The sequence below is a fragment of the uncultured Dietzia sp. genome (assembly GCF_937873725.1).
GTDB lineage: Bacteria > Actinomycetota > Actinomycetes > Mycobacteriales > Mycobacteriaceae > Dietzia.
Genome location: NZ_CALMYY010000025.1, coordinates 1 through 19,771 on the forward strand (window position 1 = coordinate 1; position 19,771 = coordinate 19,771).

At 72.3% G+C, this 19,771-nt stretch carries 16 protein-coding genes and 1 riboswitch; of the genes, 13 read left to right on the forward strand and 3 right to left on the reverse strand.

The annotated features are described in order from the left end of the window. The first annotated feature begins 167 nt into the window (after positions 1-167). From Q0444_RS01825 to Q0444_RS01880, 12 genes are all read left to right on the forward strand, one after another. Complete coding sequence (locus tag Q0444_RS01825) at positions 168-1,013, forward strand: trypsin-like serine protease (protein WP_291080828.1); 846 nt, start codon at positions 168-170, stop codon at positions 1,011-1,013. A 162-nt stretch (positions 1,014-1,175) separates the two neighbouring features. Beyond that, positions 1,176-1,270: riboswitch (SAM riboswitch) on the forward strand. Between the two features lie 42 nt (positions 1,271-1,312). Further along, positions 1,313-2,443 (forward strand): LLM class flavin-dependent oxidoreductase, encoded by a 1,131-nt coding sequence (locus Q0444_RS01830; RefSeq protein ID WP_291080826.1) that lies wholly within the window; start codon positions 1,313-1,315, stop codon positions 2,441-2,443. Continuing rightward, positions 2,440-3,585, forward strand: coding sequence for an LLM class flavin-dependent oxidoreductase (locus tag Q0444_RS01835; RefSeq protein ID WP_291080824.1), 1,146 nt, complete (start codon positions 2,440-2,442; stop codon positions 3,583-3,585). Before Q0444_RS01830 ends, Q0444_RS01835 begins: the two co-directional genes overlap by 4 nt. Continuing rightward, entirely contained in the window at positions 3,582-4,679 is a 1,098-nt protein-coding gene (locus Q0444_RS01840) for an LLM class flavin-dependent oxidoreductase (protein WP_291080822.1), read from the forward strand. The genes Q0444_RS01835 and Q0444_RS01840 overlap by 4 nt, the downstream gene beginning before the upstream one ends. Beyond that, complete coding sequence (locus Q0444_RS01845; protein ID WP_291080820.1) at positions 4,676-6,121, forward strand: NtaA/DmoA family FMN-dependent monooxygenase; 1,446 nt, start codon at positions 4,676-4,678, stop codon at positions 6,119-6,121. The genes Q0444_RS01840 and Q0444_RS01845 overlap by 4 nt, the downstream gene beginning before the upstream one ends. Next, positions 6,118-7,740, forward strand: a complete 1,623-nt coding sequence (locus Q0444_RS01850; RefSeq protein WP_291080818.1) for an ABC transporter substrate-binding protein — start codon at positions 6,118-6,120, stop codon at positions 7,738-7,740. The genes Q0444_RS01845 and Q0444_RS01850 overlap by 4 nt, the downstream gene beginning before the upstream one ends. 3 nt (positions 7,741-7,743) lie before the next feature. After that, positions 7,744-8,766 carry an ABC transporter permease gene (locus Q0444_RS01855; RefSeq protein WP_291080816.1) on the forward strand — a complete coding sequence of 341 codons (1,023 nt, stop codon included), beginning with the start codon at positions 7,744-7,746 and terminating at the stop codon, positions 8,764-8,766. Positions 8,767-8,920: 154 nt separating this feature from the next. After that, complete coding sequence (locus Q0444_RS01860; RefSeq protein WP_291080836.1) at positions 8,921-9,706, forward strand: ABC transporter permease; 786 nt, start codon at positions 8,921-8,923, stop codon at positions 9,704-9,706. Further along, a complete protein-coding gene (locus Q0444_RS01865) occupies positions 9,703-11,361 on the forward strand; it encodes an ABC transporter ATP-binding protein (RefSeq protein ID WP_291080814.1) in 1,659 nt (552 codons plus the stop codon). Before Q0444_RS01860 ends, Q0444_RS01865 begins: the two co-directional genes overlap by 4 nt. 58 nt (positions 11,362-11,419) lie before the next feature. Next, the gene (locus Q0444_RS01870; RefSeq protein WP_291080812.1) at positions 11,420-11,851 is read left to right on the forward strand and encodes a GNAT family N-acetyltransferase; all 432 of its coding nucleotides are present in this window, start codon (positions 11,420-11,422) and stop codon (positions 11,849-11,851) included. Positions 11,852-12,004: 153 nt separating this feature from the next. Further along, a complete protein-coding gene (leuA, locus tag Q0444_RS01875; RefSeq protein WP_299020876.1) occupies positions 12,005-13,867 on the forward strand; it encodes a 2-isopropylmalate synthase in 1,863 nt (620 codons plus the stop codon). A 214-nt stretch (positions 13,868-14,081) separates the two neighbouring features. Further along, on the forward strand, positions 14,082-15,185 hold the full coding sequence (locus Q0444_RS01880; RefSeq protein WP_299020879.1) for a peptidoglycan recognition family protein: 1,104 nt from the start codon (positions 14,082-14,084) through the stop codon (positions 15,183-15,185). A gap of 55 nt (positions 15,186-15,240) precedes the next feature. On the opposite strand, the gene Q0444_RS01885 is transcribed toward Q0444_RS01880, so the two are convergent. Together Q0444_RS01885 and Q0444_RS01890 are read right to left on the reverse strand one after the other, a co-directional pair. Continuing rightward, positions 15,241-15,672, reverse strand: a complete 432-nt coding sequence (locus tag Q0444_RS01885) for a phage holin family protein (protein WP_291080806.1) — start codon at positions 15,670-15,672, stop codon at positions 15,241-15,243. A 6-nt stretch (positions 15,673-15,678) separates the two neighbouring features. Next, positions 15,679-17,040 carry an aspartate aminotransferase family protein gene (locus Q0444_RS01890; RefSeq protein WP_291080804.1) on the reverse strand — a complete coding sequence of 454 codons (1,362 nt, stop codon included), beginning with the start codon at positions 17,038-17,040 and terminating at the stop codon, positions 15,679-15,681. A 229-nt stretch (positions 17,041-17,269) separates the two neighbouring features. Between Q0444_RS01890 and Q0444_RS01895 the strand changes: the two genes are divergently transcribed. Beyond that, positions 17,270-18,658 (forward strand): APC family permease, encoded by a 1,389-nt coding sequence (locus tag Q0444_RS01895; protein WP_291080834.1) that lies wholly within the window; start codon positions 17,270-17,272, stop codon positions 18,656-18,658. 9 nt (positions 18,659-18,667) lie between these two features. On the opposite strand, the gene Q0444_RS01900 is transcribed toward Q0444_RS01895, so the two are convergent. Next, positions 18,668-19,771: exonuclease domain-containing protein (locus tag Q0444_RS01900; RefSeq protein WP_299020884.1), on the reverse strand; the 1,104-nt coding region annotated here is incomplete at its 5' end.

Genomic DNA, 19,771 nt, shown 5'->3' on the forward strand with positions numbered 1-19,771 from the left:
CGGCTCGCGCACAAGGAGGTCGACCCCGAGGACGGACCGGCACGGGGCGAGGCGGTACGGGGCGAGGCGGCCGGGGTAACGCACCCGGGGTCCCCCGCGATCCCTGAACCATGAGGACCCACCCCAAGCGGCCCGACGACCCCGCAGCGTCACCTAGGCTGGGCCCCATGCGCCTCACTCGCCCCAGTGGCACCGGCCGCTCCGCGCGCGGTGACCGCGCCACCCACCTCGGCCGCGCCGCCCGCCTCGCGACTGCCGCGGCCGCCGTCGCCGCCCTGGCCGCCCCCCTGGCCCTCGCCGCCCCGACCGCCGGCGCCGTGGTGAACGGCGCCCCCTCCGGCCCCGCCCCCTGGGCCGTCCAGATCACCTCGTTCCACGCCGCCCCCGGCACACCCTGCACCGGCGTTGTGGTGGCCCCGCGGTGGGTGGCCACGGCCGCGCACTGCGGCCCGGCCGACGCGGGCGCCTACACGTTGGGATTCGGCAACTGGGCCACCGTCCCCGGCGGCTTCGCCGAGACCGCGTCCCTGGCGAGCCCCCCGATCGTCGGCGCGTTCGGTTCCCTCGACACCGGCAGCCTCGGCCGGCACGCCCCCGTGGCCGCCTACCACGCCCCCGCCGGGGACGTGATGCTGCTCAAGCTGGCCCATCCCGCCCCCGCGCCCGCGGTCCTGCGCGGCGGCGTCGACCCCGCCCCCGGCACCGTCCTGCGCTTCCACGGCTTCGGCGAGACCACCGCCGGCGGGGCGCGGTCCCCGGAGGTGCTCACCGGCCTGACGCGCCTCGACCGGATGGCGCCGCGCGCCGGCTCCCGGATCGGGCTGTCCCACACCATCCAGGGCGGATACGGGTTCGGCGACTCCGGCGGGCCCGTGTTCCACGGCGACCGGCTGGTGGGCCTGCACTCGGGCTCGGATCACGCGCGGCGCCAGCCCGACGGCACCAACCCGGCCTGGTACGAATCGATCCCCGCGCAGAACGGCTGGATCGACTGGATGATCGCCAACAGGTGACCCCGTGCGGCGCGAATCCCCGGTTCCGCCACGTGGCATTCCAGACCGAACCGGGTCCCGAACTGCGCTGAATTCCCCTCCCCACGATTCCTTTGCGGCCTTTCCTCACCGCTGCACGAAAATATTGCCGGGGCGTCAATCCCGCCCGTAGCGTCTCTCTCGCATCATCACGAGCGATTGAGAGACCCGGCTCGTCGACATCGCAGCAACCCCCCGATCTTCTCGGGCGCGGGTGCTACCGCCGGGACCGATGAATGGATAAGGCCGCATTCCGCGCGGCCTTCCCTGCGAGGAGCCCTGTGAAATTCCTGTTGATGACCCTTATCGCCACGTCGCCGGATCCGGCGACCGGGCGAGTGCCCTCACCCTCCGAACGGTTGCGGGAGGTGGTGGACAACGCCGTCCTGGCCGAGCAACTCGGCTATGACGGGTTCGCGGTGGGCGAGCGGCACGAGCGCCCGTTCCTGTCCTCCGCGCCCCCGGTGGTGCTCAGCCACATCGCGGCGCGAACCGAGTCGATCGCCCTCTTCACGGCCGTCACCACCCTGAGCCTGCTCGACCCGGTCCGGGCGTTCGAGGACTACTCGACGCTCGACAACCTGTCCGGGGGCCGCCTCCAGCTGATGGTCGGCAAGGGCAACGGCGCAGCTCAGGCCCAGCTCTTCCACGTCACCGAGGCCGACCAGTGGGACCGCAACCGCGAGGGGTACGAGCTCTTCCGCGCGCTCTGGGAGAGCGAGAAGGTGAACTGGAGCGGGCACTTCCGCCCGCCGCTGACGGACGCCGAGGCCCTGCCCCGGCCGCTGCAGAAGCGGATCACCATCTGGCACGGCAGCGCGACCAGCCGGGAGTCCGTCGAACTGGCCGCCCTGCACGGGGATCCGGTGTTCTCGGCGAACGTCACCAACCCCATCGAGCCGTACGCGGAATTGATCGACCACTACCGCGAGCGGTGGGAATTCCACGGCCACGATCCGGCCGACGCCCGCGTGGGCGCGGGCACCGCCGGCTATTACGCGGCCAGAATTTCGCAGGACGCGAAGAACACCTATCGTCCGGTATTCGAGAGGAATATCGCCAGGGCGAAGGAATTCGGCCTCACGCCGGTATTCCATTCCCTGGAGGACGCAATCGAGAGAAGCTCTCTGTTGCTCGGGAGCCCGCAGGAGATCATCGACAAGGTATTGCGCTACAACGAGCGGTTCGGCCACGAGGTCATCCACCTCCACGCCGACGCCGACGGTCTGCCGGCCGGCGCGCATCGGGATTCGCTGGAACTCTTCCAGAGTGAGATCGCGCCGGTCCTGCGCCGGGAGATCCCCAGCCGTCCGCTGCTCACGGACCGCGACGCCACCGATGTCGTCGTCGTCGACCCCACCGCCACCACCGCACGCATCGACCGTTCCGCACGGGCGGAGGTCCTCGTATGAGCGCCCCGACCCGCGTCCCCCTGTCCGTCCTCGACCTGGCCCCGATCAGCGAGGGCTCCGACGCCGCCACGGCGCTGCACGACACCGTGGACCTGGCCCGGCACGCCGAGCAGTGGGGTTACTCGCGCTACTGGCTGGCCGAACACCACTTCGTCGACGTGGCCAGCTCCTCCCCCGTCGTGCTGGCGGGGCAGATCGCAGGCGCCACCTCGACCATCCGGGTCGGGTCGGCGGCGGTCCAGACCGGCCACCGCACCGCGGTGAGCATCGTGGAGGAGTGGGCGACCCTCGACGCGTTCCACCCGGGCCGGTTCGACCTGGGGCTCGGACGCTCCGGGCAGCGCCGGGCCGAGATCGAGAAGGCGGTCACAGCGTCCGCCGCCGCGGCGGAGGCCGGAGCGCCCACCCGCGAGCGAGAGGTGATCGACGGGGTGGTCATCCCCGCCCCGCTCGATCTCGGCAAGCTCCTCACCAGCGGGCTCGCGACGAGATCCTTCGACGCGGTGACCCCCAGGGGCGCGATCCCGCCGGACTTCGCCGAGCAGGTCGACGACATCGAGGCGTTCCTGCGGGGCAGCTACACCACCCCGGACGGCGTCGAACTGCGCACCACGCCCGGGGCCGGCGCGGACCTGCAGGTGTGGATCTTCGGCAGCAGCAGGGGCCAGAGCGCGCAGGTCGCCGGGAGCCGCGGCCTGCCGTTCGTGGCGAACTACCACGTGAGCCCGTCCACCACGCTCGAGGCGGTCGAGGCCTACCGGGACGCGTTCGTCCCGTCCGAGGCGTACCCCGAGCCGTATGTGGTGGTCTCCGCGGACGTGGTGGTGGCCGACGACGACGACACCGCCGCCGGTCTCGCCAGTACCTACCCGCACTGGGTGCACAGCATCCGCAGCGGCCGGGGGGCCGTCCAGTACCCCGACCCCGCGACCGCCGAGCCCCTCACGCCCGAGCAACTGACCCTGGTCCGAGACCGGGTCGAGACGCAGTTCGTCGGCGGTCCCGGGACCGTCGTGGCCCGCCTCGAGGCGCTGCAGGCCCTCACCGGGGCCGACGAACTCGTCATCACCTCCGTCACCCACCGCCACGACGACCGCCTCCGGTCGCACGAGCTCCTAGCCACTGCATGGGGATTGTCATGAGCACATTCGCACTCGGTCTGGACGTCGACGGCGACGGGTACCACCCCGCCGCCTGGCGTCGGGCCTCCCACTCGCCCGCCGAACTCCTCACCCCGCGCCGGGTCCGCACCGTGGTCGCGGCGGCGGAGAACGCCGGGTTCACGTTCGCCCTGTTCGACGACTCGCCGGTCGCCGGCGCCCCGGGCCCCGACACCCAGGGCCGGATCGACGCGGTGACCCGCGCCGCGTTCGTCGCGGGGTCCACCAGCGCCATCGGCCTGGTGCCGGTGGCGTCGACCACCTACAGCGAGCCGTTCCACGTCGCCACCCAGATCGCCTCCCTCGACCACGCGTCGCGGGGCCGCGCCGGCTGGCTCGCCGCGCGCACCACCGACCGCGCGGCCGGTCCGGCCTTCGGGGTCCCGGCGCGGACGGACGAGCAGATCGACGCCGACCAGCGCGACGCGGTGACCGTGGCGCGCGCGCTGTGGGACTCGTGGGACGACGACGCCGTGATCCGCGACTCGACCACCGGCCGCTACCTCGACCGCGACCGGATCCGCCACGTCGGCTTCGTCGGCGAGAACCTCAGCGTCACGGGGCCGTCCATCGTGCCCCGGCCCCCGCAGGGGCAGGTCGTGGTGTTCGGCCGGGACGGCGAGCTCCCGGCGGACGCCGCCGACGTGGTGGTGGTCTCCGGCGACAGCGTGGACCGGCTTCGCGCGGCCGCGCGGAACGCCCGTCTGGCCGGTTCCGGGCGGGTGGTGGCCGAGGTGTTCGTCGCCCTGGACCTCGACCGTCCCGGCCACCCGACGGAGACCGCCTCCCAGCGCATCGACTCGCTCGACGCCCACACCGGGTTCGTGCTCGATCCGGGCGCCTTCTCCGCCACCGGGGACGCCGCGACGGTCGTCGGGATCCTCACCGAGCTCGCGTCCTTCCTCGACGGCGCGATCCTGCGACCGCTGGTGCTGGACGAGGAGATCCGGGTCCTCACCCGGCTCGTCCTCCCGGCGCTCCTCGGCCGCCGCGTCCTCCGCCGGCCCCTCGTCGGGGCCACTCTCCGCGACCACCTCGGCCTCGCCCGGCCCGTCAACCTCATCGGAGCGTCATGACCACCCACACCCACCGACCCGATCCCGACCGGACCACCGACCACCCGCGGCCCGACGCGCAGGTCCACCTCGGGGTGTTCTTCCAGGGGGTCAACCACACGACCATCTGGTCCGACCCCGCCAGCGGCTCCCAGATCGACTTCGAGTCGTTCCGGCACCTCGCGCAGACCGCCGAGCGCGGCCTGTTCGACGCCTTCTTCCTGGGCGAGGGGCTCCGACTGCGCGAACAGCAGGGCAAGCTCCTGGACCTGGACGTGGCCGGCCGCCCGGACGCCATCACCCAGCTCTCGGCCCTGGCCGGGATCACCCGCCACCTCGGCCTGGTGGCCACCCAGAACACCACCTACAACGAGCCCGCCGACCTGGCCCGGCGGCTGTCCAGCCTCGACCTGCTCTCGGAGGGGCGTGCGGGGTGGAACATGGTCACCACCGACAACGCCTGGACCGGCGAGAACTTCCGCCGCGGCGGCTTCCTCGACCACTCCCTGCGCTACGAGCGCGCGGGGCAGTTCGTCGAGGCCGCCCGCGCGATCTGGGACGGGTGGGACCACGACGCCGTCGCCACCGGCACCGACGCCCCCGGCTGGTCCCACGCGGGTGCACTGCGCAGGGCGCGGTGGACCGGGCCCCAGTTCGACGTGGACCTCCACCCCACCACCCCGCGCAGCCGGCAGGGCCACCCGGTGCTCTTCCAGGCCGGGGACTCCGCACAGGGCCGCGACTTCGCCGCGAAGTACGCCGACGTGATCTTCTCCGCGCACGGCGGCGACCTCGACGACGCCCTGTCCTTCGCGAACGATGTGCGCGCCCGGTTGCGCGCGTTCGGGCGGCAGCCGGACGAGCTGCGGATCCTGCCCGGTGCCGAGGTGGTCCTCGCCGACACCGAGGCCGAGGTCGAGGAGAAGCTGCGATGGGTCCGCGAGGGCCAGTTCAGCGGCGCCACGGCCCTGTCCATCCTCGGGCAGGTCTGGGGCAGGGACCTGTCCCACCTGGACCCGGACGGCCCGCTGCCCGCGGACGACCCGGAGCCGGCCCCGATCTCGGTGACGCGCGGCTCGGCGTTCGGGCTCAAGGACCCGCTGGAGATCGCGACGCAGTGGCGCGCGCTGGCCGAGGCGAGGACCCTGTCCATCCGGCAGCTCATCATCGAGACCTCGGCCCGCCGCGGCTGGGTGGGCACGCCGTCGGCCGTCGCCGACCGGCTGATCCACTACGTCCGTAGCGGTGCGATCGACGGGCTCAACATCACCCCGTACATCGTCCCGGGCGGGCTCGACGACGTCGTCGACAAGCTCGTCCCCGCCCTCCAGGAGCGCGGCGCCTACCGCACCGCCTACACCGGGTCGACCCTGCGGGAGCACCTCGATCTCCCACCCGCCCCGGTGCGCGCCGCCCACCACACCGACTCCCCCCTGACGACCGCCCACGGAGGCACCCGATGACCACCCGACTCCCACGCCTGCTCACCGGCACGGCCGCCCTGCTCACCGTGTCCCTCGCGGCGGCCGCGTGCGGGTCCGCCGGCCCGACCACCGGCGCCGACGCCGGCGACCCCACGCCCGGCGGCACCCTGCGCTACGGCCTCTCCCAGGCCCCGACCTGCTCCGACCCCACCCAGGCCGGCACCAACCAGACCATCTACGTCACCCGCCAGGTCGTCGACTCCCTCACCGACCAGGACCCGGAGACCGGCGAGATCACCCCGTGGCTCGCCGAGCGCTGGGACGTCAGCGCGGACGCCACCTCCTTCACGTTCCACCTCCGCGAGGGCGTGACCTTCAGCGACGGCACGCCGCTCACGGCGGACACGGTCCGCGCCAACTTCGAGGCCATCCCGGGGCTCGGCGCCAAGGCGGGCCAGGCCTCCAGCTTCCTGGCCGGGCTCACGGAGATCGCCGTGGAGGACCCCACGACGGTCCGGATCGAGTTCGGGGCGCCCAACGCCCAGTTCCTCCAGGCCTCGTCGACCTCCCAGCTGGGCATCCAGTCCGAGTCGACCGTCGCCCTGTCCGCCGAGGAGCGGTGCGCGGGTGAGAACATCGGCACCGGCCCGTTCGTCTACTCCGACTGGCAGCAGGACCGCTCGGCCACCCTGGAGAAACGGACCGGCTACGACTGGGCCTCCCCCGTCGCCTCCCACACCGGCGAGGCGTACCTCGACGGCATCGAGTTCACCGTGGTCCCCGAGTCGGGTGTCCGCTCCGGCTCCGTCTCCTCCGACCAGCTCGACCTCATCAGCGACGCGCTGCCGCAGGACGCCCCGCAGATCGAGGGCGCCGGCGGCGAGATCGTCACCACGAGCAACCCGGGAGTGCCCTTCGGGATCCAGCCGAACGTCTCCCGCGGCGTGCTCGCGGACCCGGACGTCCGCCGGGCACTCATCCCGGCGATCGACCGGCAGGAGCTCATCGACACCGTCCTGGACGACGACTTCAACCCGGCCACCAGCTCCCTGGCCTCCCGGACGCCGGGGTACACGGACCTCGCCGGCATCGCCACCCACGACCCGGACCTGGCCCGCGAGATCCTCGACGACGCCGGATGGGTCGAGGGGCCCGGCGGCATCCGCGCCAAGGACGGCGTGCCCCTGGCGTTCACCGTGACCTACAGTGCCGTGTTCGCCGGCAACCAGGCGATCCTCGAGCTGGTCCAGCAACAGCTCAAGGAGGTCGGTGTCGACCTGACCCTGGGCCTGGTGTCCACGCCGGAGATGACCGCCAAACAGACCTCCGGTGACTACGACGCCGTGTACTACAACGTCACCCGTGCCGACGGCGACATCCTGCGCACCCTGTTCTCGCTCAAGGGGACCAACCTCAACAAGCGGACCGACCCGATCCCGGCGCTCGACGACGCGCTGGCCGGCCAGCTCGCGGAGATCGACACGGCCAAGCGCAACGCCCTGCTCGCCACCGCCCAGGAGCAGGTCCTCGACGCGGGTCTGTGGATCCCGACCATCGAGCTGTCCCAGGTCATCGGCGCCTCGGAGAACACGCAGGACGTGACCTTCGACGCCACCGCCCGACTGGTGTTCTACGACACCTGGCTCGTGGGGGCCTGACCCGTGATCGCCTACATCGGCTGGCGGGTGGTCCAGGCCGCGGTGGTGCTGCTCAGCTCGTTCACGATCGCGTTCGCGGTCCTGTTCGTCCTCCCGTCCGACGCGGTGAGCATCGCCGTGGGCGGGGACCTGTCCGCGCAGGTCGACGACGCGGCGGTGGCCGAGCTGCAGGCCCGCTACGGCCTGGACCAGCCGCTGCCGGTCCAGTACTGGACCGCGCTGAGCAACGCGGCGCAGGGGGATCTGGGCACCTCGATCGCCACCGGCCAGCCGGTGACCACCGCGATCGGGGAGGCCCTCCCCGGGACGGCCGCGCTGGCGGGCACGGCGGCCCTCCTGGCCGTCGCGGGGGGACTCCTCCTCGCCCTGGCCTCCGGCTACCCCGGGCACGACCGGGTCCGGGCCTGGCTGCTCGCGCTGCCGCCGCTCGGGGTCGCGGTGCCCACCTTCTGGGTGGGGCTGATGCTGCTCCAGGTGTTCTCCTTCACCCTGGGCTGGGTTCCGGCCTTCGGGGACAAAGGGCTCGCCAGCCTGGTGCTGCCCGCGATCACGCTGGCGATCCCCTCGGGGGCGATGATCGCCCAGGTGCTCACGACGAGCATCGCCACCACCTCGCGGCAGCCGTTCGTCGAGACTGCGCGGGCCAAGGGCGCGAGCAGTTTCCGGGTGCTCGTGCACCACGTCCTGCGGTCGGCGAGCCTGCCCGCCCTCACCATCGCCGGCCTCATGGTGGCCAACCTGCTGGCCGGCGCGGTGGTGGTGGAGACGGTGTTCTCCCGGGCCGGCGTGGGCAGGCTCACCCAGACCTCCGTCCTCGCCCAGGACATCCCCGTGGTGCTGGGGATCGTCGTCCTGTCGACCCTGGTCTTCGTCGCCGTCAACCTCGTCGTCGACCTGCTGTACCCGCTCATCGACCCCCGGGTCGTCACCGGCGCCCGGGCGTCGCGCCCCGCCCGCGTGGCGGGGACGGCCGCCGCAACACCCTCCGCACCGTCCGCCGAGAAGATCGAGGTGACCCGTGTCTGACGTCCTGCTCGCCGAGCGCGAACCGGCCCGGGTCCGGGCCGTCCCGTCGGCTGCTCCCCCCGCCGCGGCGATCCCCGGATCCCCCGCCCCCTCCACCGGGGAGCCGCGGGGTCGGCGCCCCCGGTCCCGCCGACTCCGGCCGGCCCGGGCCCACGTGTCGGTGGCCCTGGCCGCGCTGGTGGTGCTCACGGTGATCGGGTTCGCGTTCCTCCCGTCCGTGTTCGCCACGGGTGACCCCCTCGCGGGCGTCCCCGCGGACAAGCTCCGGCCGCCGGGCCCCCAGCACTGGTTCGGCACGGACAACATCGGCCGCGACCTCTACACGCGTGTCGTCTACGGGGCCCGGCTGTCCCTGACCGCGACCCTGATCGCGGTGACCATCGCCCTGGTGGCGGGCACCCTGATCGGCCTGCTCGCCGGCACCGTCGGCGGCGCGGTGGACATCGTGCTCATGCGGATCGTCGACGTGATGCTCTCGATCCCGTCCCTGCTGCTCTCCCTCGCCCTGGTCACCGCGCTGGGGTTCGGCACGGTCAACGTGGCCATCGCGGTGGGAGTGGCGATGATCGCCGGCTTCGCCCGCGTCACGCGCTCGGAGGTCCTCCGGGTCCGCCGGGCACCCTACGTCGAGGCCGCCTTCGCGAGCGGCGTGCGCTGGTGGACGGTGCTGGGTCGGCACATCCTGCGCAACTCCTACGGCCCGGTGATCTCGCTGGCCGCCGTGGAGTTCGGGATGGCCATCCTCGCGGTCTCGGCGCTGAGCTTCCTCGGGTTCGGATCCGCGCCGCCCGCCCCGGAATGGGGCTCGATGATCTCCGAGGGACGCGACTTCCTGTCCGTGGCGTGGTGGATGACCACCCTCCCGGGCCTCGTGATCATCGCCGTCGTCCTGTCAGCGCACCACCTCGGCCACAGCCTCTCCGGGAGGAACCGCTCATGAGCGCCACCGCACCCGTCCTCACGATCCGCGGCCTGCGGGTCGCCTACGGCTCCGGCCCGGACGCCGTGATCGCGGTCCACGGGATCGACCTCGAGGTCCACCGCGGCGAGGTGGTGGCGATCGTCGGCGAGTCCGGCTCGGGCAAGTCCACCACCGCCCACGCGGTCGTCGGCCTGGGCCCCGGCCGGGTCCTGTCGGGCACGATCGAGTTCGACGGCCAGCGCATCGACCACCTGGGCCACCGCGCGCTGGAGAAGCTGCGTGGGGCCGGGATCGGGCTCGTCCCCCAGGACCCCGCCTCGTCCCTCAACCCCGTCACCCGGATCGGCGAGCAGATCGCCGAGGTGCTGCGCATCCACGGCCGGGCCGACCGGAGGACCGCGCGGGCGGAGGCGATCCGGATCCTCGCCGAGGCGGGGCTCGACCACCCGGAGCTGCGTGCCCGGCAATACCCGCAGGACCTCTCCGGCGGCCAGCGGCAGCGGGTGCTCATCGGCATCGCGCTGGCGTGCGCCCCCGACCTCGTGATCGCGGACGAGCCCACGAGCGCCCTCGACGTGACGGTCCAGAAGCGCATCCTCGACCACCTCGACGCCCGGATCGCGGCCACCGGCTCCGCGGTTCTGCTCATCACCCACGACCTCGGGGTGGCCGCCGACCGCGCCGACAGGATCGTCGTGATGAGCGGCGGCCGGATAGTCGAGGAGGGCACCGCGCGTCAGATCCTCACGGCGCCCACGCACGAGTACACGCGGGCGCTCCTCGGGGCCGCACCCGGCATCCGCACGGTCGAGCCCCGTGGGCGTGTGGCGGTGGCGGGCTCGGCGGGATCGCAGCCGGCCGCGGGCACGTCCGGGGAACCGGCACCCCGGGGCGAGCCCCTGGTCTCGGTCGACGGGCTGTCCAAGAGCTTCCGCGTGGGCCGGGGCCGCGGCTTCGACGCGGTGAGACAGGTGAGCTTCCGGATCCACCGCGGCCGCACCCTGTCACTGGTGGGCGAGTCCGGATCCGGCAAGTCCACCACGGCGCGGATCGTCGCCCGGCTGGAGACCGCGACCTCCGGTCAGGTGAGCGTCGGGGGCCGCCCGGTCACCGCGTTGCGGGGCCGGGAGCTGAGGGAGTTCCGTCGCCGGGTGCAGCTGGTGCACCAGAACCCCTACTCGGCGCTCAACCCCAAGCTCACCGTCGAGCAGATCGTCACCGAACCCCTGGCGGCGTTCGGGATCGGCGACCGGGGCTCGCGGCGGCGATCGGCGCGGGAGATGCTGGACCAGGTGGCGCTGGGTGCCGAGTACCTGACACGCCTGCCCGCCCAGCTGTCGGGCGGGCAGCGGCAGCGGGTCGCGATCGCCCGGGCCCTGGTCCTCAACCCCGATCTGGTGGTCCTCGACGAACCGGTCTCCGCGCTCGACGTGCGGGTCCAGGCGGAGATCCTCGACCTCCTGGCACGCTTGCAGCGCGACCACGACCTCGGCTACCTGTTCATCTCGCACGACCTCGCGGTGGTCCGCCAGATCAGCGACGACGTGGTGGTCATGCGGCACGGCGTGGCCGTGGAGTCCGGACCCGTGGCGGAGGTGTTCTCCGATCCGCAGCACGAGTACACCCGGGAGCTCCTCGAGGCCATTCCCGGCCGGCTGGTCGCCGGGCGGTGACGGAGACGCGATCGGCGTCGACCGTGCCGAATCCGCCCGGGTTTGCCACACTGGACTGATGGACGCGCACGAGGTCGTTGTCCGTCGGGCTTCGCGCTCCGACGCGGACCTCGTGCTGTCCGCCACGGACCTGTTCTCCACCCCGCCCACCGCCGAGTGGACCCAGGACTTCCTGGACCGCGGATCCAACCTGCTCCTGCTGGCGATCAGGGACGAGGTTCCCGTGGGAATGCTCGTCGCGGTCGAGACCAGCCACCTGGGCGCCAGCCCGGACCTGTTCGTCTACGGCATCTGCGTGCGCGAGGACCTGCGGAACGAGGGGATCGCCCACCAGTTGGTCGACAAGGCCGTCGAGGTGGCCGAGGAGGCCGGGTGCAGCCAGGTGTGGGGGTCGATGCACCACGGCGAGGAACTGGGACCCGGTTCGCCACTCTCCCCGCCCGGACCGGTCACCACCGAGTCCACGACCTTCACCATCCCGATTCCGTGACGCCCTCGGAATCGGTGTATCGTGGCCCCCATGCAGCGCGTGCTCCTTCTTGGGTGCCGCGGCGGGGCCCGCTGAGGCGGACCGGCTCCCCGTCGCGGGATCTCGTCGCGCCGGTCCGATCCCACCAGATCGCATCCAGGAAAGAGCCCCGTTATGTCTCCCGCTGACGCATTCGTCTCGTCGTCGTCGACCATCACTCCCCCCTCCAAGCCCGGACGCCCCGACCAACCGTCGTGGAACCGCCAGAAGGGCTCGTCGATGCCGACGCATCGCTACCGCTCCTTCGCGGACGAGGTCGAGGACGTCTCGCTGCCCGACCGCACGTGGCCGGACAAGACCATCTCCCACGCCCCGCAGTGGTGCGCCGTGGACCTGCGCGACGGCAACCAGGCCCTGATCGACCCCATGAGCCCGGCCCGCAAGCGCCGCATGTTCGAGCTGCTCGTGCGGATGGGCTACAAGGAGATCGAGGTCGGCTTCCCGTCGGCGTCGCAGACGGACTTCGACTTCGTCCGCGAGATCATCGAGGACGACGCGATCCCCGAGGACGTCACCATCCAGGTGCTGGTCCAGTGCCGCGAGGACCTGATCCGCCGCACGTTCGAGGCGTGCGAGGGCGCGTCGAACGTGATCGTGCACTTCTACAACTCCACCTCGATCCTGCAGCGCAAGGTGGTGTTCCGTAAGGACCGCGACGCCATCAAGAAGATCGCCACCGACGCCGCCGAGCTGGTCACCACCATCGCGCGCGACTACCCGGACACCAACTGGCGCTGGGAGTACTCGCCCGAGTCGTTCACCGGTACCGAGCTGGCGTTCTCCAAGGAGGTCTGCGACGCCGTCACCGAGGTCGTGGGCGCGACGCCGGAGAACCCCATCATCATCAACCTGCCGGCGACGGTCGAGATGGCCACGCCCAACGTGTACGCCGACCAGATCGAGTGGATGCACCGCAACCTGGCCCACCGCGACTCCACCATCATGTCGCTGCACCCGCACAACGACCGCGGCACCGGCGTGGCCGCCGCCGAACTGGCGTTCCAGGCCGGCGCCGACCGGATCGAGGGCTGCCTGTTCGGCAACGGCGAGCGCACCGGCAACGTCTGCCTGGTCACGCTGGGCATGAACATGCTCACCCGCGGCGTGGACCCGCAGATCAACTTCTCGGACATGGACGAGATCCGCCGGACGGTCGAGTACGCCAACCAGCTGCGCGTGCCCGAGCGCCACCCGTACGGCGGCGACCTGGTCTTCACCGCGTTCTCCGGCTCGCACCAGGACGCGATCAACAAGGGCTTCGACGCCCTCCAGGCCGAGGCCGACGCCCGCGGCGCCGACATCACCGACGTCACCTGGGAGGTCCCGTACCTGCCGATCGACCCCAAGGACGAGGGCCGCACCTACGAGGCCGTGATCCGCGTCAACTCGCAGTCCGGCAAGGGCGGCGTCGCGTACATCATGAAGAGCGACTACGGCCTGCAGCTGCCGCGCCGCCTGCAGATGGAGTTCTCGGGGCTGGTCCAGAGCGTCACCGACTCCGAGGGCGGCGAGGTCACGCCCAAGCAGATGTGGGACATCTTCTCGCTGGAGTACCTGGACCGCGTCTCCCCCATGGAGCGCATGTCCCAGCACCTGGAGCCGGCGGAGACCGACGACGGCGAGGACTCGATCGACGCCGTGGTCAAGTGGAAGGGCCAGACCAGGGAGCTGACGGGGACCGGAAACGGCCCCCTGGCGGCGTTCGTCGCCGCCCTGAACGAGATGTTCGACGACGAGGTGCGCATCCTCGACTACTCGGAGCATGCGATGACCGCAGGCGACGACGCGACCGCGGCGGCGTTCGTCGAGGTGCAGTTCGGCAACCGGGTCTTCTGGGGGGTCGGCCGGGCCGGTTCCATCACCACCGCGTCCCTGCGGGCCGTGGTCTCCGCCGTCAACCGCGCGTACGCGGACGAGGCCGACGAGGACGCCGCCACCATCGGCAGCACCGAGGGCGCCCGCACCTGGGCCCCCTGAGGCGGGCTCCCCGGGTCCCGCCGGGCCGCCCCGCGCGGGCGCCCCGGGGGGCCCGGGACGGGCACGCGGCCACCCCCCGCGCCTCATCTTTCACATGTATCACTCCGGTAACGATGGTCTCGATTTGGTTACGCCGAGCGCGTAATGTGGCGGCCGACCGCGCCGATATGCCAGGCGTCTGCTCTTCGCACCACCAAGTCTGGAGTCTTGCCTCATGCCCGTTTCACGCCGTGGGTTCCTCACCGCAGCTTCCGTGGGAGTGGGCGCCGCAGTCGCCTCCACCGTCGGCGGCCCCGTCGCCGGTGCCAACCCGTTCGACACCGGCTCGCTCGGTGTGGCGCAGGATCTGCTCAGGTCGGTCTCGACGGGCAGCGGCATGATCCAGCCGAACGGCCCGCTGGGCTACGTCGGCGTCACCTTCCCCAGCGTCGAGGAGATCGCCGGCCGCATCCGGTTCGCGTTCCCCGACGGCTCGGTGGGCGACTGGCTCCCGCTCGAGGCCATGGACACCGCCCCCGACTCCGGCAGCGCCGCCGCCGCCGAGCTCGTGTCCGCGCCGGAGGGCGCCGTGGGCTACGAGGTCGACGCGCCGCAGGGGTCCCGCGCCACCGCGTTCGACGACGGCCGCGGCGCGCCGCGCAACTACAGCCTCGGCAGCACCGGCCTGCTCGGCCTGCCGATCATCCCCCGCGCCGCGTGGGGTGCGGGCGACGTCTCCGGCAACGGGTGGGGCGCGCCGCAGTTCTTCCCCGCCCAGGCCATCACGATCCACCACACCGCCACGCCCGCGGGGCCGGACCGCGCCGCCAGCGTGCGGGCGATCTACAACTACCACGCCAACACCCTGGGCTGGGGCGACATCGGGTACCACCTGATCATCGATCCGGAGGGCCGGATCTATCAGGGCCGTGGCGGAACCGTCGGCGGCACCCCGGTGTTCCAGTTCCCGCCCGTCGGCGGCATCGCTCCCCCCGTCGTCACCGGCGGCCACACCGCCGGGGTCAACAACGGCAACATCGGCATCAGCCTGCTCGGCGACTTCACCGGCGCGCCGCCCACCGCGGCCGCGGTCGGCGCGACCATCAACTGCGTGCGCGCGCTCACGGGCGCCACGGGCATCAATCCGCGGGGCGGGATCATCTACCGCAACCCCCAGGGTGGGGCCACCCGGCCGATGCCCGCCGTCTCGGGCCACCGCGACTGGGGCGGGACCGCGTGCCCGGGCAACGCCTTCTACCCGCAGATGCAGTTCATCCGGGACATCGCGTCCCAGGGGTGGATCCCGACCGGCGTCTCCTCGGCGGCCTTCGGCTCCTGACCCCGTCCCCGCACGACGGCGGAGCGGGGGCGGGTCGGTCGCGAGCGGGGGCGGGTCAGTCGCGTGCGCGGCCCGGGATGAGCATGGCGAACACCCAGTTGACCAGGCCGATCACGATGGCGCCGAAGAAGGCCGCCCAGAACCCGCTCACCGCGTACTCCGCGCCGAACGGCTGGAACGTCGTGGTGACCCAGCTCGTCAGCATGAGCATCAGGGCGTTGACCACGAGCAGGAACAGGCCCAGCGTGAGGATGGTCAACGGCAGCGAGAGCAGCTGCACGAACGGCTTGATCACCGCGTTGACCAGCGTGAACACCACCGCCACGATGAGCAGCGCGGCGACGGTCGGGATGCTCACCTGATCCTCCAGGGCGCCGGCACCCGGGTCGTAGATGCCCACCGTCTCGTGCAGGTCGATCCCCGGCACGATCAGGGTCGCCACCCACAGGGCGACCGCGTTGACGATCAGCCTCAGCACCAGCGCCATGTCGGCTCAGCTCCCCACGTAGGAATCGGCCACGTCGAGCGCGCGGTCGAACACGTCCAGGCCCTCGCGGGCCTCGTCGGGCGTGATGATGCACGGCGGCACGATGTGGAAGCGGTTGTAGTTCATGAACAGCAGCACGCCGTCCTTCTTGGCCGCCCCGAAGGTCTTGGCCATGGCCTCCGACGATCCGCCGTAGGGGGCCAGGGGCTCGCGGGTCTCGCGGTCGGCCACCATCTCCACGGCCCAGAACACGCCGAGTCCGCGGACCTCGCCGATCGACGGATGCTTCTCGGCGAGTTCTCGCAGGCGCGGCCCGATGACCTCCTCGCCGATCATCCGGGCGTTCTCGACGATCCCTTCGTCGCGCATGAGGTTGATGGTCGCCACCACGGACGCGCACGCCAGCGGGTGGCCGCCGTACGTGAGTCCGCCGGTGTAGGGCGTCGTCTCGAAGGACGCGGCGATCCGGTCGTGCAGGATCACGCCGCCGAGCGGCACGTAGCCGGAGTTGGAGCCCTTGGCAAAGGTGATGAGGTCGGGCGCCCAGTCGTCGTCGCCGGACCGGAAGTTGTCCAGGGCCAGCCAGGCGCCGGTGCGGCCGAAGCCGGACATCACCTCGTCGCAGATCATGACGATCCCGTACTTGTCGCAGATCTCGCGGACGCCGCGGAGGTAGTCGGCCGGCGGCACCATGATGCCCACGGTCCCGGGCACCGACTCGATGATGAGGGCGGCGAAGTGGTCCGGCCCCTCGAGCCCGATGAGCGAGTCCAGGTGCTCGAGCGCGCGGTCGCACTCCTGCTTGGTGTTCTCGGCGTAGAACTGCGAGCGGTACAGGTAGGGCGCGTGGAAGTGGACGGCACCTGTGTTGCCGAGATCGTTGGCCCAGCGGCGGGTGTCGCCGGTGAGGTTCATCGAGGTGGTGGTGGCGCCGTGGTAGCTGCGGAAGGCCGAGAGGGTCTTGTGGCGGCCGGTGTGGCGGCGCGCCATGCGGACGGCGTGCTCGACGGCCTCGGTGCCGGCGTTGGTGAAGAACACGCGGTTCATCCCGGCGGGCGCGACCTCGGCGATCAGGCGGGCGGCCTCGGCCCGGGCGGCGTTGGCGTGCGCGGGGTTGATGGTGCACAGCTCGGCGGCCTGGTCCTGGATCGCCTTGACCACCACGGGGTGCTGGTGGCCGATGTTGGTGTTGACCAGCTGAGAGGTGAAGTCGAGCAGCCGGTTGCCGTCACCGTCGGTGAGGTAGCAGCCCTCGGCGGCGGTGACGACCATGGGATCGGTGGCGCCCCAGGCGGACCACGGGGTCAGGACGTGAGCCCGCTCCTTCTCGTAGACCTCGCGGGCGGCGGCATTCTGGGGTGCGGGCACGGGGCGGTACTCCTGTGGTCGACGATCGGTGGCCGTGGCCCATCATCCCACGCAGAGCACGTCCACCGCCGCCCACGCGGTGGGATGCTCACGATCGCCGTGGTACACCTCACACATCCGCCGGAGGGAGCACGCCATGCCCGGACCGCCCGATCCCCCGCCGGCCGCGGGCGTCCCCGTCGTCACCGGCCCGGAACGCACCACCGGCCAGCCCGCCCTCAGGCGCGTGATGGGTCCCGGCCTGCTCCTGCTGTTCATCGTCGGCGACATCCTCGGCACCGGCATCTACGCCCTCACCGGGAAGGTCGCCGGGGAGGTCGGCGGGGCGGTGTGGCTGCCGTTCCTCGTGGCGTTCGCCGTGGCCATGCTCACGGCGGCCAGCTACCTCGAGCTGGTCACCAAGTACCCGCGGGCCGGCGGCGCGGCCGTCTACACGCACCGCGCCTTCCGGGTGCACTTCCTCACCTTCCTCGTGGCGTTCACCGTCATGTGCTCCGGTCTCACCTCCGCGTCCTCCGCCGCCATCGCGTTCGCGGGGAATCTCGACCAGGCGGTGGGCCTGGAGTTGGCGTCCGGGACCTGGCCGCTGATCGGCATCGCGCTGTGCTTCATCACCGCCGTCGCCGTGGTCAACCTCCGCGGCGTGGCCGAGTCCGTCCGGCTCAACGTGGTGCTCACCTGCGTCGAGTTGTCCGGCCTGCTCATCATCATCGCGATCGGCGCGTGGGCGATCAGCCAGGGGCAGGGTGACCTCTCCCGCGCCGGGCAACTCCGGGTGGACCAGGGCGAGAGCCCCTTCCGGGCCGTCACCGCCGCCACCGCACTGGCGTTCTTCGCGCTGGTCGGCTTCGAGGACTCCGTCAACATGGCCGAGGAGACCAGGGACCCCGTGAAGATCTTCCCCAAGATCATGCTCACCGGCCTCACGATCACCGGCGTCGTGTACATCCTGGTGGCGATCGCCTCGGTGACGCTGGTGAGCCCCGAGGACCTGGGCCAGGGCGAGACCCCGCTGCTCAAGGTGGTCGCGGCCGGCGCGCCGGCGTTCCCGGTGTGGGTCTTCGCGTTCATCACCATGTTCGCCGTGGCCAACTCCGCGCTGATCAACATGCTCATGGCGTCCCGCCTGCTCTACGGCATGGCCAACGAGCAGGTGCTGCCGCCGGTGCTCGGCCGGGTCCTCCCCGGCCGCCGCACCCCGTGGGTGGCGATCGTGTTCACCACGGCCATCGCGGTCGGCCTCATCACCTTTGCCGACCTCGCGACGCTGGGCGGGACCACCTCGCTCCTGCTGCTCGGGGTGTTCACGGTGACGAACGTCGCGGTGCTCGTCCTCCGGCGGGATCCCGCCGACCACCGCCACTTCCGCGCGCCGACCGTGCTGCCGATCCTCGGCGCCGTGTGCTGCGCGTTCCTGGTCTCGCCCCTGTCCGGGCGGGCGACCGATGACTATCGCATCGCCGCCATCCTGCTCGTGGTGGGCGTGGGGTTGTGGGCGCTGCACTGGGGGGTCAACCGGATCCTCTTCCACCGCGGCACCCGACCCGAGGACCCCTCCCGGCTCTCCGGCCACCCCCCCGACCTGCCGCGGCAGCGCGAGGGACGCCCCTATCCGTGACGGCCGCCCCTAGAACAGCGCCTCCTGCGCGCCGTCCACCGCCTGCGGGCCGGCGACGGGCCGCCCGGGCGCGACGTCGGCGAGCATCGCCTCGAACCGGGCGAACGGCACCAGCTCGAGCCCCTTCCTGCGGGCGAACACCGTGCGGCCGCGCACGGCGTCAGGAGCGTCGCACACCGCCAGGGAGGTGCGGGAGGAGATCCGGTCGGCCAGGTAGAGACCCTTGTCGACGACGAGCCCGGCGATCTCCTCCGGGTCCCTGTCCACGTCCTGCGTGAAGACCACCTCCATCCCCTGCACCAGCCCGCCGGAGCGCCGCAGCCTCCCCGCCGGCCGCCAGAGCCGGGGCGCCGCGAGCGCCTCCGCCCACACGCGGGAGACCAGGAACCCCGAGTCGGGGTCCGGGAGCATCCCCTCGAGCTCCCGCACGGTGGGCCGCACGTCCTTGGCGGCGGCCACCCCGAGCAGGCCGGCGAACACGCCGGCCAGCACCAGGGCGTCGTCGTGGGCGTCGTGCGCGGCCCGCTGCTCCACGCCGAAGTGCGCGGCGAGCGTGGACAGCTTGAGGTCGGTGGTGGACAGGTGCAGCCTCCCGGCAAGGTCGAGGGTGCACAGGAAGCGCTCCAGCGGCGGCTCGAGCCCCGCGCGCCGCGCCTCGGACGCCAGGAAGGACGCGTCGAACGTGGCGTTGTGGGCCACCACGGTGCGGCCGTCGAGCACCCGGTCCAGGTCCGCGGCCACCTCCGCGTAGCGGGGCTTGCCCGCGAGGAGGGCCGGGGTGAGCCCGTGCACGTGGACGGGGCCCGGGTCGACCCCCGGGTTGAGCAGGGTCGCGAACTCCTCGACCACCTCGCCGTCGTCGTCGATCACCACGGCCGCCACCGACAGCACCCGGTCGACCGACGGCGTCATCCCCGACGTCTCGACGTCCACCACCACCCAGCCACCCATGCCGACCATCGTGGCAGACCACCCCGACACCGCCCCTCGCCCGCCACCCCGCCGGCTCCCGGCCGGTGCCGCGGTGATGCCCCCGCCGCCCGAGCCGCTCCCCGGCTGGATGCGCTGCCACTCCGGCCCGGATGCGCTGCCACTCCGGCTTACGCTGGCGGA

Excerpts from the sequence above, each read along its gene's own strand:
- Q0444_RS01825 (WP_291080828.1), top strand. The coding sequence starts at position 168 with ATGCGCCTCACTCGCCCCAGTGGCACCGGCCGCTCCGCGCGCGGTGAC.
- Q0444_RS01835 (WP_291080824.1), top strand. The coding sequence starts at position 2,440 with ATGAGCGCCCCGACCCGCGTCCCCCTGTCCGTCCTCGACCTGGCCCCG.
- Q0444_RS01840 (WP_291080822.1), top strand. The coding sequence starts at position 3,582 with ATGAGCACATTCGCACTCGGTCTGGACGTCGACGGCGACGGGTACCAC.
- Q0444_RS01845 (WP_291080820.1), top strand. The coding sequence starts at position 4,676 with ATGACCACCCACACCCACCGACCCGATCCCGACCGGACCACCGACCAC.
- Q0444_RS01850 (WP_291080818.1), top strand. The coding sequence starts at position 6,118 with ATGACCACCCGACTCCCACGCCTGCTCACCGGCACGGCCGCCCTGCTC.
- Q0444_RS01865 (WP_291080814.1), top strand. The coding sequence starts at position 9,703 with ATGAGCGCCACCGCACCCGTCCTCACGATCCGCGGCCTGCGGGTCGCC.
- Q0444_RS01870 (WP_291080812.1), top strand. The coding sequence starts at position 11,420 with ATGGACGCGCACGAGGTCGTTGTCCGTCGGGCTTCGCGCTCCGACGCG.
- leuA (WP_299020876.1), top strand. The coding sequence starts at position 12,005 with ATGTCTCCCGCTGACGCATTCGTCTCGTCGTCGTCGACCATCACTCCC.
- Q0444_RS01880 (WP_299020879.1), top strand. The coding sequence starts at position 14,082 with ATGCCCGTTTCACGCCGTGGGTTCCTCACCGCAGCTTCCGTGGGAGTG.
- Q0444_RS01885 (WP_291080806.1), bottom strand. The coding sequence starts at position 15,672 with ATGGCGCTGGTGCTGAGGCTGATCGTCAACGCGGTCGCCCTGTGGGTG.
- Q0444_RS01895 (WP_291080834.1), top strand. The coding sequence starts at position 17,270 with ATGGGTCCCGGCCTGCTCCTGCTGTTCATCGTCGGCGACATCCTCGGC.